Here is an 11,694-nt window from a genome sequence, read left to right on the forward strand (position 1 = left end):
GGGCCTGGTGGCCTCGCCCAAGACGCCGCCCGCCGTCGCAAACAAGATTCATGCGGCCATTTCCGAGGCGCTCAAGCGCCCCGAGGCGGCGCGCGACATCAAGGGCCTGGACGTGCGTGACCTGATCATCAGCACACCGGCCGAGGCGGTCCGCTTCACCCGTGAAGAAAAGGCCCGTTGGGGTGGTGTGATCCGCTCCACCGGCACCACTGCGGACTGATTCACCCGAAAGTTGAGAACCCCATGCACGCGCCTATCAATGTCACCGCCAACTGGAAAGCCGCTGAAGTCATGCGGCGCACCCCGGAGTGGACACACACCCTTTCGAGCGGCGAGATTGTGGAAATCCAGGCCGCATTGGCCGAGGCGAAGCGGCGCGGCAAGAGCATGGCCGACCTCGAGCAAGAGGATTTCCCCCTGCCGACCCTGGCGCGCGTGCTCGATCACGCACGCCAGGTGCTCGAGGACGGCCTCGGCCTGTTCCTGCTGCGTGGATTTCCGGTCGAACAGCACACCAAGGCCGAACTGCGCTTGATTTACTGGGGCATCGGCAAGCACATGGGTACCGCCGTCACCCAAAGCAGCAATGGCGACATCCTGGGTGATGTGCGCAATATGAATGTCGACCTCAATAGCGCCAGCGGCCGCGGCTACACCTCCAACCAGAAGCTCACCTATCACACCGATACCTGTGACGTGGTGGGCCTGTTCGTGCTGCGCACCGCCAAGGCCGGCGGCCTCAGCATGATCTGCAGCTCGGTGGCGGTTCACAACGAAATCGCCAGGCGCCGTCCCGACTTGCTCGAGGTGCTGTACCAGCCCTTCACCTGGAGCTGGCAGGGTCAGGAGGAGCCGGGCGGCTCGCCCCATTACCTGCAGCCGGTCTTCAACATGCACGAGGGCAAGTTCTCCTGCCGCTACGTGCGCACGCACATCATCTCGGCGCAGCGCTTCCCCGACGTGCCGCGCCTGACCCCGATCCAGGAGGAGGCCTTGGCCTTGCTCGACAGCCTGGCCGGCAGCGACGAGTTCCACTTCTCCACGATGTTCGAGACGGGCGACATTCAGTACATCAACAACCATGTGCTGCTTCACTCGCGTACCGCATTCGAAGACTTTGACGAGGAGGACCGCCGCCGTCACCTGCTGCGCATGTGGATGTCGGTGCCCAACTCCCGGGCCCTCAGCCCGTCGATGGCGACCATCTATCGCGACCAGCGCCCCGGCGCCGTTCGCGGGGGCTTTCCCTCACGCACCGGCAAGGTCATTTACGAAACCGTCGGCGCGCTCGAGTAATGGGCGCGCCGCTGTACGACGCTGAGCGCAGGACGCTGTCGATGGCTTTGGTGGGCGACGCCATGATCGCCCGCGCCCTGAGCCCGCACCAGGAGCCGGCCTTTCTTGCGCTGGCTGAGGTGCTGCAGTCGTCCGACGTGACCTTTGCCAATCTGGAAACCACGGTGCGCGAGGCCCAGGAGGGGTGGTCTAACTTCACCCAGGGCACGCCCATGAGCACCGCCCCTGAGCTGCTCGAGGAACTGCGCTGGATGGGGGTCGATGTGGTGTCCCTGGCCAACAACCACACCACCGACTACGGGCCGACGGGTCTGGTCGCCTGCATGGACCACCTGCGCGCCCATCGCATGCCGTACGCGGGTGCAGGCCGCACGCTGATGGAGGCACGTAAGCCCGTGTATGTGGACACCGCCAACGGCCGGGTGGCCTTGGTGGCCGCCACTGCTTTTTTCCGCCCGTGGAACCGGGCCGCGGATTCGCGCCCGGACAGCCCGGGCCGCCCAGGCATCAGCCCCTTGGGCTTTTCCACCGGCTACACGGTCGACGAGGCCTCGCTGGAGGCCTTGCGCCGGGCGAGCGACATGCTGGGCATGAGCCAGGAGCGTGTGCGACACCGCTCGATGTTCTACAGCGCCAGTGAGGCGCCGGCCGACGACGCCAACAGCGTGATGTTTCTCGGCTCCAAGTTTCAGCGCGGCGCGCAGGCCGGCACCACGACCCGTGCGAACAAGGACGACGCGCAGGACATCTTGCGCTGGATCGCCGAGGCCCGCAGCCAGGCCGACTGGGTGATTTTTTCCTTCCACAACCACGAGTTCGGCAGCGATGGTCGTCTGACCGCCCCTACCGAGGTGGAGCTCGGCGAGCCAGCGCGCTTTGCGCTGGAGTTCGGCCGCCAGGCGGTGGAGGCGGGTGCCGACGTGGTGGTGGGTCATGGCCCGCACCTGGTCATGGGCGCCGAGATCCACCAGGGCCGGCCGATCTTTCACAGCCTGGGCAACTTCATCTTCCAGAACGAGGCGATCGGTGCCTTTCCCGCCGAGGCTTATGCCCGCTTTGGGCTCGGGCCCACCGCCACCCCCTCGGAGTTTCTTGACGCGCGCACCGGCAAAGACACGCGGGGCTTTCCGGCCTCGCCCGAGTTCTGGCAAGGCTGCGCGGCGACTTGCGAGTTTGAGGCGGGCCGGCTGGCCCGCGTGCGCTTGCTCCCGCTCGACCTCGGGCATGGTCGTCCGCGCGCACAGCGGGGCCGGCCCTTGCTGGCCCAGGGCGAGGTGGCGGACGCCGTCCTCGGGCGCATCGAGCGGCTGTCGCAGCCCTATGGCACTCGCTTCGCGCGGGAGGGCGACACCCTGGTGATGCGATTGCCCGCATGACGCGGCCCCGTGTTGCTGTTCTCGATGACTACGAGGGCCTGGCGCTCGCCTCGGCGGATTGGTCTGTGCTCGAGGGACACTGCGAGGTGGATGTCATCGCCCGCAAACTGGCGGTTCCGGACGAGGCGGCGCGCGTGCTGGCGCCCTATGCGGTGCTTTGCCATTTGCGGGAACGCACCGCCATGCCAGCGCAGCTCATTGAACAATTGCCTCAGCTGCAGTTCATGACCGTCACCGGGCGTGCGCATCGCACGCTCGACCTGGCAGCTGCGACGCGGTGTGGTGTTCTGGTCTCCCATGTTTCGCATGACCAGGAGGGCAGCCAGGCGACGCCGGAGCTGGCCTGGGGCTTGATCCTCGCGGCGGCGCGCCGCATCGTCAGCGCCGACGCGTCCATCCGCCGCGGCGCTTGGGACACCACCCCGGGAATCTTGCTGGAGGGCAAGACCCTGGGCCTGCTCGGGCTGGGCCGCATCGGTCAGAGCATGGCACGGATTGGTCAGGCCTTTGGCATGCGGGTCATCGCCTGGAGCCAAAACCTCACCCCGGACCAGGCCGCAGCCCATGGTGCCGAGTGGGTGCCCCGCGAGGCGCTGTTTCGGCAAAGCGATGTGCTGAGCATTCACCTGGTGCTGAGTGACCGCTCCCGGCGCACCGTGGATACGCAGGAACTGTCCTGGATGAAGCCCGAAGCGATTCTGGTCAATACCTCGCGCGGACCCATCGTCAATGAGGCGGCGCTGGTCGAGGCCCTGGCACAGCGCCGCATTGGCGCGGCCGGCCTGGACGTCTTTGAGCAAGAGCCCTTGCCGGGGGCGCATCCCCTGCGTGGCCTGGACAACGTGGTGCTCACCCCACATGTGGGCTATGTCACCCGCGACAGCCTGGCCAAGTTCTACCGCGCCACGGTTACGGGCTTGCAGGCCTACTTTCAGGGGGCCCCGATCAAGCTGCTCAATCCGGAGGCGCTGGCTTGGCCCGGCCGCTCGGCTACCAGCGCATCAGCCGGATAGGGCTGCAGGAAGTCCCCACTCTGCTTGGGGCCCGCCTGCAGCCAGTCGTCGTAGCGATCAGGCGGCAAGATGACGATCATTCGCTTTTCTTCGCCGGGCTTGTGAAACTGCTGCATCAGCGGATGCGGGTCGGCGTTGATGGTGAGCAGGGTGAAGCTGTGAAGCGGCTCGCCGGTGGTTGGGTTCTTCCACCAGGACCACAGGCCCGCCACACCCAGGGGCTGGCCGTCCGCGGCGCGAATTCGGGTGGGTACCGCCTTGCCGCTGCGCCAGTCGGGCTCGAAGAAGGCGTCCACCGGAATGATGCAGTGCTGGGCCCGTCGCCAGGCGTCACGAAAGCTGGGCTTTTCGGCCACCGTCTCGCTGCGGGCGTTGTAGGTGTGGCGGGCTATCTTGGTGTCACGTGACCAAGCCGGGACAAGGCCGAAGCTGCCCACCTGGGCTTCGCGCGACGGTACCGCCGCATCGCCCACGTCGGCCTGAGGGTGGCGCCGCACAAAGGTGCTCAGGTAGCCCGGCCACACGTCGCGCCGGGCCAGCTCGCTGGGTAAATCGACACCGAACTGCTGGCGGAGCTTGACCCGGTCGTGGGTGGATTCGTAGTGAGCGCACATGGCTGGCGGAACCTCAGCGGCCCCTGGCGGGCGGCGCGAACATGGCCTGCAAGGTCTGCAGTGTCGCTGCCAGGGTGGGTGCGCGCAGCGCCCCCATGCGCTTGACCAGCCGAACACGGTCGAGGGTGCGAATCTGGTCGAGGACGATCAGTCCCTGCTTGCCTTGAAAACCCACCGGAACCCGAAAACCCGCCGGCCTCGAGCCGGTGGTCATGGGGGCCACGATGACGGTTTGCAGGTGCTCGTTCATCTCCTGGGGAGAGATGACGACGCAGGGTCGGGTCTTCTGGATTTCACGGCCAACCGTCGGGTCTAGTTGGGCGAGCCAGATTTCACCGGTCTTCACCATGTGAGGTCCGCGTCCGCCTGGTTGCCGAACTCGGGCCAGACCAATGCATCTTGGCCGTCCTGCGCGAGGCGCTTTGCGTCTTCGGCCCAGCCTTCACGCAGATTGCGCTGGACAGGGCGGATTTCGATGACGCCGTCGCGCACCTGCAGGTCGGCCTTTCCCTCCAGACCTAGCTGGGCGAGGATGGGCTTTGGAATCAGGATGCCTTGTGAGTTTCCCATCCGGCGAATTGTGACTTGCATGGCGTGCCTTCCTCTGGCAATGGAAGCACAATGGTAGCACCGGCCTGCCGGCGGACGGGGGATGCTGGCTGGGCTTAGGCGCGCCGGACCGCGCCGTGCTATATCACGCGCCGGACCGCGCCGGTGCACCGTTACCGCCCGCAACCTGCCAGCTTTTGCGCAGGGGCCAGCCAGTGGACAATGGGACACCTGTCGCTCTGCACCCGACGAGACCCCGCATGAACGCTCCTGCCGACTCTGCTGCTTTCGCTCCCCTCGTTTCACCCCGCGCGGTGCCCGAGGCCTTCCTGGCCGAGCTGCGTGCACGCTTTGGCGCGCAGTGTTCCACCGCCTTGGCCGTGCGGGAGCACCATGGCCGTGACGAGTCGGTCTATGTGGACATGCCGGCGCCCGCAGCGGTGGTGTTTGCCGAGAGCACGCGGGATGTGCAAGACGCGGTGCAGCTGTGCGCCCGCCACCAGGTGCCCGTGATTCCCTTCGGCATCGGCTCCTCGCTCGAGGGGCACCTGCTGGCAGTGCAGGGCGGTATCAGCCTCGATCTTTCGCGCATGAACCAGGTGCTGTCGATCAACGCCGAAGACCTGACGGTGACGGTGCAGCCCGGTGTCACTCGCAAGCAACTCAACGAAGAACTCAAGTCCACCGGTCTCTTCTTTCCCATCGACCCCGGCGCCGACGCCACCCTCGGAGGTATGTGCGCCACCCGCGCCAGCGGCACCAACGCGGTTCGCTACGGCACCATGCGCGAGAACGTGCTGGCCCTGGAGGTGGTGACCGCTCGGGCCGAGGTCATTCGCACCGGCACCCGCGCCCGCAAGTCCAGCGCCGGCTATGACCTCACCCGCCTGATGGTGGGCAGTGAAGGCACCCTGGGCGTCATGACCGAAATCACCCTGCGCATTTACCCCTTGCCCGAGGCGATCCTGGCAGCCATCTGCTCCTTTCCCAGCATTGCCGATGCGGTGCACACGGTGATCGAGATCATTCAACTGGGCGTGCCCATCGCCCGTGTGGAGCTGCTCGATGGCAAGACGGTGGCAATGGTCAACCGCCACGCCAAGCTCTCGCTGCGAGAAGAGCCAATGCTGCTGATGGAGTTTCATGGCTCGCCCGCCGGCGTGAAGGAGCAGGCCGAGACGGTGCAAGACCTGGCCAGCGGCCATGGCGGCCAGGCCTTTGAGTGGGCCACCACGCCCGAGGAACGCACCCGCCTGTGGACTGCGCGGCACAACGCCTACTTTGCCGGCGTGCAAAGCCGACCCGGCTGCCGCGCCATCAGCACCGACACCTGCGTGCCGATCAGCCGCCTGGCCGAGTGCCTGCTCGATTCAGCGGCGGAGGCCGACGCCAGCGGTATCACCTACTTCCTTGTCGGCCATGTGGGCGATGGCATCTTCCACTTCGGCTACCTGGTGGACCCGCGAGACGCCAAAGAGCTGGCGCTGGCCGAGGACCTCAATCACAAGCTGGTGTCCCGCGCCCTGCGCCTGGGCGGCACCTGCACCGGCGAGCACGGCGTGGGTCTGCACAAGATGGACTTTCTGCGCGAGGAGGCCGGCCTGGGTGCGATCGACATGATGCGCGCCATCAAGCAGGCGCTGGACCCGGACAACATCCTCAACCCGGGGAAAATCTTCGCGGCCTGAGGCGGCTCTGACGCGGGTCTGAGGTGGGTCTGAGGTGGGTCTGATTCGGTCCTGAGTGCGGCCCCCGGCCTCAGAGCGCCAAGATCAACCGCGCTCCCAGCCCGATGAACACCAGGCCCGCGACTCGGTCGAGCCACAGGCCGGCGCGCGGCCAGCGCTGCAGCCACTGCCCGACACTGCCCGCAAAGTAGCCAAGTAGCCCAAAGAGAAGCGCCGCCTGTGCGGTGAAGGCCAGGCCCAGGGCCGTCATCTGCCAGGCCACCGGGCCCTGTCCGACCCGCACGAACTGCGGCAGGAAGGCGAGGAAGAACAGGATCACCTTGGGGTTGATCGCATTGGCAAGCAGCCCTTGTGCGAAGAGGGCTCGGAGACCGGCCGTACCGGTCTCGGCTGCGCCCGCCTCCACTGCCAGCTGCCCCTGGCTGCGCAGGCTCTTGACCCCCAGCCATACCAGGTAGGCGCCGCCCACGACCTTTAGCGCGGTGAGGGCCAGGGGCGATGCGGCCACCAGGGCGCTTACCCCCACCACCGCCAGCAGGGTGTGACTCAGGCACCCCAGGGCGCAGCCCAGACCAAAGGCGATGCCTTGACGGCGGCCCCGCGAGACGCCGATCCCCAGCACCATGAGGTTGTCCGGACCGGGGGAGGCGGTGACGGCCACGGCGGCGAGCAGGAATCCGAGAAGCTGTTCCGGGCTGAGCATGTGGGGATGCTAGCGGCTCTGACGGTGAGGGCGATCCGTGGCCTCTGACGCGGATGCAAACGCAAACGCAAACGCAAAAGCGACCGCAGACGAAGACGCAGACGAAGACGAAGACGAAGACGCACAGACATTCGCCATACGGCGTATTGACTCCAATGATCAATCTGCTGTCCTGTGCATAATGGTCCAGTTCCCACATCACTCAGGAGACACCATGAAGAAGTATTTCACTCACCTTGGCGCCGCTACTGCACTGCTGGCCCTGGTTTCTGTTTCCCAGACCGTGCATGCGCAGGCCAAGGCGGCACCGGCTTCAGGCCCTTTCGGCGAAGCGGCTTACCTGGCCACGACCTTTAAGAACGGGAGCGACCCATCGCTGCGCCCGGCCGCCCTGCGCCTGACCGGCGGCATGGATGTCATCAGTGGCCTGGCCGTTGAGGGCCTGTTGGGCTTCGGCGTCACGGACAGCACCAGCGGCACCAAACAGGCCAAGCTTTCCACCTTGGCTGGCGTGTATGTCAGGCCGCATGCCGAGTTGGCCCCTGGCCTCGAGGTGTATGCCCGCGCTGGCTTTGCGAACATGGCCTGGAGCACTCAGTCCGGCAGCGCCGCTGCGGTCAAGAGCAATGGCAACAGCGCTGGCTATGGCGTGGGGCTCAGCTACAAGGTGGCCGACAAGATCAACGCGGGTATCGACTACATGTCCTACTACAACAAGGACAGCGTCAAGCTCACTGGCTTTGCCCTGTCCGTCGGCATGAAGTTCTGAGGGCGTCCGAGTCCCGCCCGGTAGCCATCGGCCACATCCGCGTCTTGCGCGATTGCAGGTCAGACAAGATCCCCGCCTTGAGCGGGGATCGCTGTTTGGGGCCCACTGCGAGTGGCTTGACCGGCGTCAAGTTCAAACTCATTGGCAGGCCTAGCATGGCATCTCTAAGGAGATTGCCATGACCTCACACCTGACCCCTGGCCAAAAGGCTCAGCTCACCGCTGACCTCGAGCAGCATGAGCGGGCGCTGCGTGCGCAGCTGGACTTTCACTTGCACGGGCAGTCCCGGGTGGACCGCGCGGCCGATGTCCTCAGCCAGGACAACGACGACCCGGCCCAGCGGCGGTCCGAGCAGGCGGTGTCCGCGGCACTAGGCGAGCAGGAGCGTGCCGAGCTTGACGCAGTGGTTCAGGCCCTCAGCCTGGCCAGGGGTGGGCGCTACGGGCTGTGCCAACGCTGTAGCGCTGACATTCCGTTCGAGCGCCTGCGGGCCTGCCCCTGGGCCCTTCAATGTGTGCCCTGTGCATCGGCCGCCTGATCCAGTCGCAGGTTTGTCACAGAGATCAGCTAGCCTGTCCAAGTCAATCTGACTTTGGGATGCTTGCCTGATGAACTCTTTCGTTGCTCGACTGCGCTTCGCGCTCGCCAGCCTGTCGCTGCTCTGCGCTGCGGCGGCAGCCACCGCCCAGCCCTTCTCCTTCGTCGCCCTCGGTGACCATCCTTACGGCCCGCCGGCGCAGTCCTACCCGCCCTACCAGGCGCTGATCGACCGTATTAACCAGCTCGACCCGGCCTTCTCGGTGCATGTGGGCGACTTCAAGGCCGGCTCCACCCTCTGCAGCGACGAGGAGTCCACCAACCAGCTGGCGCACTTCCAGCGCTTTGCCGGCGCGGTGGTCTACACCCCCGGCGACAACGAATGGACCGATTGCCACCGGGCCAATAACGGCGGCTACAACCCCCTGGAGCGTCTGACCGCCCTGCGCCAGCGCTTTTTCGCCGAGGGCCGCTCGCTCGGTCAGCGGCCGATCACGGTGGAGAACCAGTCCCGGCTCATGCCCGCCCATGCCCGCTACATCGAGAACCAGCGCTGGCAGCACCAGGGAGTGGTCTTTGCCACGCTGCATATGGTGGGCAGCAACAACAACTTCGAAACCCGCGACCCGGCAGCGGTGGCCGAGTTCTTTGACCGTGACGCGGCCAACGCCGCCTGGCTGGAGGCCGCCTTTGATCAGGCCCGCCGTGTGGATGCGCAAGCCCTGGTGCTGGCGTTCCAAGCCGACGTGCTGGAGGTGAAGACACCTTTCGAAGACTTTCCCGGCTGGTCGGGTTTTCAGCGCGTCATCGCCCGCACCCTGCTGCCCTTGGCACAGCGCTGGGGCCGTCCGGTGCTGGTCATTCATGGCGACAGCCACAGGTTCCGCATTGACCAGCCTTTTACCTTTGACCGCAAGCCCCTGGCGAACGTCACCCGCCTGATCGTGCCTGGCGAGCGTGATGTGCGTGCTGTGCGGGTGTCGGTCCAGCCCGGCGGCCGCTTCGGCTTCGAGCTGGTTGCGGCTGGCGAGGGCGCTGCGGGCAGCAAGTAGGCCGGTGCCTTGCGGTCTGGCTCAGGCGCTGAGACTCAGACCGGCGCCCAGCGCTGACCGAACAACGCCGAGGACATGGACAGCACATCGAGGTCGATGCCGCCCTCGATGTAGCTGCTGGTCTGCGGCTCGCGGGCGGCACCGGCGGCCACCAGCAGCGGCCACAGGTGCTCGGTGGTCGGGTGGGCGCGTTGGGCCCCTGGCGCCTCCTCCATGATGGCCTGCAAACGCGTGAGCGAACCCGACTCCACCACCTCTTGAACCCAGGCCGGGAAGGCCAGCGCGTAGCCGCCTGCGCCGCCATGCTCGGCTGCGCCTTTGCGCGAACCAAAAACATCTTGCAGGTTGTGCGTCAGGCTGCCAGAGCCCAGCACCAAGATGCCCTCGTCCGCCAGCGGCGCGAGGGCCCGCCCGAACGCCCAGGCGCCGGGTCCGTCGAGGCCGGCGGGCAGGGAGACCGGCACCACGGGCACATCGGCCTCGGGGTACATGTGCATCAGGGGCACCCAGACACCGTGGTCGAGGCCGCGGTCCTCGTCGAGTTCGGCGGGCCAGCCGGCCTGGCTCAGGCAGGCAGCGGCCCGGGCTGCGACCTCGCGCTCGCCGGGGGCAGGGTATTGCAGCCGGTACAGGGCTTCGGGAAAGCCGCCGAAGTCATGGATGGTCTCTGGGCGGGCCGATGCGCCCACCACAGGGCGCCGCGTCATCCAGTGCGGCGAGACCACGGCGATGGCCCGGGGCCGGGGCAACTCACGCGCCAGCGCAGCCAGCCGCGGGCCGGCAATGCCGGGCTCAAGCGCGAACATGGGCGAACCATGCGAGACGAAGAGGGTGGGCAGGCGCGGGGGCGTTTGGCTGTAAGGGGTCGGGGTGGGGATCAACATGAGGTCTTGGACGGGGCGCTGGGTCGGTGAGCTTGGACGGAAGTCGAATCAGCGCAAAAAACTGACTCACGCGAACAGGTTTGCGTTGGCCCGCCGCTTCACTGGCGCGCCAGCCTTTCAAGTATGCACCGGCTTGGGCACCTCTTTATCCACTCCCTCGAAGGCCCCCGAGGGGGATGATCCACCCCACACTATGATGGTCGTCGGATGAGCGTTTCATCGCGCTCAAATTTCCGGCCGGGGCTTGTCCTCCTGAGATGCGAGCTTGAAGATGAGCAAACAACACAAAATAGTCATTGTGGGCGGCGGCGCGGGTGGTCTGGAACTTGCCACCCGCCTGGGTCATGCCTACGGCCGCCGCAAGCGCGCGCTCATCACCCTGGTCGACAAAAACCGCACCCATATTTGGAAGCCCAAGCTGCACGAGATCGCATCGGGCAGCATGGACGTGGGCGACCACGAGGTCGACTACATGGCCCAGGCGCATTGGCACCACTTCACCTTTCGCATCGGTGAGCTCAAGGGCCTGGACCGCGTCAACAAGACCATCGAGCTTGCGCCCTATCTGGACGAGGATGGTCGGGCCGTGACGCCCACGCAGCACATTGACTACGACACGCTGGTCATTTGTATCGGCAGCTTGAGCAACGACTTCGGAACCCCGGGCGTCAAGGCGCACGCGCTGAAGTTAGAAACGCAGCACGATGCCAAGTCGTTTCACTCCCGGATGGTCAATGCCTGCATCCGTGCGCATAACCAGGCGGGGGTCATTCACAAGCGGCAATTGCATGTGGCCATCATCGGCGCGGGCGCAACCGGCGTGGAGTTGGCCGCGGAGCTGCACCGCACCACGCGCGAGGTGGTGGCCTTCGGGCTGGACCGCATTGATGCAGACAAGGACATCAAGGTCAGCTTGATCGAGGCGGCAGACCGCATCTTGCCGGCTTTGCAGCCGCGCTTGTCTCAGGCCACGGAGCACCTGCTGGCCCGCCTGGGCGTTCAGGTGCACACCAGCTCCAGGGTCATGGCGGTCATGCCCACAGGCATTCGCCTGGCCGATGGCCGCGAAATCGAATCAGAACTGGTGGTGTGGGCCGCTGGGGTGAAAGCACCGGATTTCTTGAAGGAGTTTGCCGGGCTGGAGACCAACCGCATCAACCAGCTGGTGGTGAACGACACGCTTCAGACCACGCGCGACCCCGATATTTTTGCC

At 66.1% G+C, this 11,694-nt stretch carries 14 protein-coding genes; 9 read left to right on the forward strand and 5 right to left on the reverse strand.

Features of this window, described 5'->3' with window-relative positions; translation table 11 throughout:
• From QE494_RS14790 to QE494_RS14805, 4 genes are all read left to right on the forward strand, one after another.
• Positions 1-220 (forward strand): tripartite tricarboxylate transporter substrate-binding protein (locus QE494_RS14790; RefSeq protein WP_300044385.1); only part of this gene is annotated, 220 nt, incomplete at its 5' end.
• A gap of 23 nt (positions 221-243) precedes the next feature.
• Entirely contained in the window at positions 244-1,296 is a 1,053-nt protein-coding gene (locus tag QE494_RS14795) for a TauD/TfdA family dioxygenase (RefSeq protein WP_300044386.1), read from the forward strand.
• Positions 1,296-2,672: a CapA family protein gene (locus QE494_RS14800; protein WP_300044387.1), complete on the forward strand. Its 1,377-nt coding sequence runs from the start codon at positions 1,296-1,298 to the stop codon at positions 2,670-2,672. The genes QE494_RS14795 and QE494_RS14800 overlap by 1 nt, the downstream gene beginning before the upstream one ends.
• On the forward strand, positions 2,669-3,685 hold the full coding sequence (locus tag QE494_RS14805; RefSeq protein ID WP_300044388.1) for a D-2-hydroxyacid dehydrogenase family protein: 1,017 nt from the start codon (positions 2,669-2,671) through the stop codon (positions 3,683-3,685). Before QE494_RS14800 ends, QE494_RS14805 begins: the two co-directional genes overlap by 4 nt.
• Here the strand turns inward: QE494_RS14805 and QE494_RS14810 are convergent.
• Genes QE494_RS14810 through QE494_RS14820 form a run of 3 tightly spaced genes read right to left on the reverse strand, consistent with a single transcriptional unit; the run spans position 3,604 to position 4,890 of the window.
• Positions 3,604-4,299, reverse strand: coding sequence for an SOS response-associated peptidase (locus QE494_RS14810; RefSeq protein ID WP_300044389.1), 696 nt, complete (start codon positions 4,297-4,299; stop codon positions 3,604-3,606). The genes QE494_RS14805 and QE494_RS14810 overlap by 82 nt on opposite strands.
• Before the next feature lie 13 nt (positions 4,300-4,312).
• Positions 4,313-4,648, reverse strand: coding sequence for a type II toxin-antitoxin system PemK/MazF family toxin (locus QE494_RS14815; protein ID WP_300044390.1), 336 nt, complete (start codon positions 4,646-4,648; stop codon positions 4,313-4,315).
• Positions 4,642-4,890, reverse strand: coding sequence for an AbrB/MazE/SpoVT family DNA-binding domain-containing protein (locus QE494_RS14820; RefSeq protein ID WP_300044391.1), 249 nt, complete (start codon positions 4,888-4,890; stop codon positions 4,642-4,644). The genes QE494_RS14815 and QE494_RS14820 overlap by 7 nt, the downstream gene beginning before the upstream one ends.
• A 218-nt stretch (positions 4,891-5,108) precedes the next feature.
• On the opposite strand from QE494_RS14820, the gene QE494_RS14825 reads away from it, so the two are divergent.
• Positions 5,109-6,536: an FAD-binding oxidoreductase gene (locus QE494_RS14825; RefSeq protein ID WP_300044392.1), complete on the forward strand. Its 1,428-nt coding sequence runs from the start codon at positions 5,109-5,111 to the stop codon at positions 6,534-6,536.
• A gap of 70 nt (positions 6,537-6,606) precedes the next feature.
• Here the strand turns inward: QE494_RS14825 and QE494_RS14830 are convergent, their stop codons facing one another.
• Entirely contained in the window at positions 6,607-7,239 is a 633-nt protein-coding gene (locus QE494_RS14830) for a LysE family translocator (RefSeq protein WP_300044393.1), read from the reverse strand.
• A gap of 214 nt (positions 7,240-7,453) precedes the next feature.
• On the opposite strand from QE494_RS14830, the gene QE494_RS14835 reads away from it, so the two are divergent.
• The 3 genes from QE494_RS14835 to QE494_RS14845 all read left to right on the forward strand — a co-directional run bounded on the left by QE494_RS14835 (position 7,454) and on the right by QE494_RS14845 (position 9,597).
• Entirely contained in the window at positions 7,454-8,008 is a 555-nt protein-coding gene (locus QE494_RS14835; RefSeq protein ID WP_300044394.1) for an outer membrane beta-barrel protein, read from the forward strand.
• Between the two features lie 178 nt (positions 8,009-8,186).
• Positions 8,187-8,546 carry a TraR/DksA C4-type zinc finger protein gene (locus QE494_RS14840; protein ID WP_300044395.1) on the forward strand — a complete coding sequence of 120 codons (360 nt, stop codon included), beginning with the start codon at positions 8,187-8,189 and terminating at the stop codon, positions 8,544-8,546.
• 70 nt (positions 8,547-8,616) lie between these two features.
• A complete protein-coding gene (locus QE494_RS14845) occupies positions 8,617-9,597 on the forward strand; it encodes a hypothetical protein (RefSeq protein ID WP_300044396.1) in 981 nt (326 codons plus the stop codon).
• A 35-nt stretch (positions 9,598-9,632) separates the two neighbouring features.
• Here the strand turns inward: QE494_RS14845 and QE494_RS14850 are convergent, their stop codons facing one another.
• The gene (locus QE494_RS14850) at positions 9,633-10,481 is read right to left on the reverse strand and encodes a dioxygenase (protein ID WP_300044397.1); all 849 of its coding nucleotides are present in this window, start codon (positions 10,479-10,481) and stop codon (positions 9,633-9,635) included.
• A 271-nt stretch (positions 10,482-10,752) separates the two neighbouring features.
• Between QE494_RS14850 and QE494_RS14855 the strand changes: the two genes are divergently transcribed.
• Positions 10,753-11,694: NAD(P)/FAD-dependent oxidoreductase (locus tag QE494_RS14855; protein ID WP_300044399.1), on the forward strand; the 942-nt coding region annotated here is incomplete at its 3' end.

Origin of the sequence: Ramlibacter sp. (assembly GCF_029866045.1) — a bacterium.
Taxonomy (GTDB): domain Bacteria; phylum Pseudomonadota; class Gammaproteobacteria; order Burkholderiales; family Burkholderiaceae_C; genus Ramlibacter.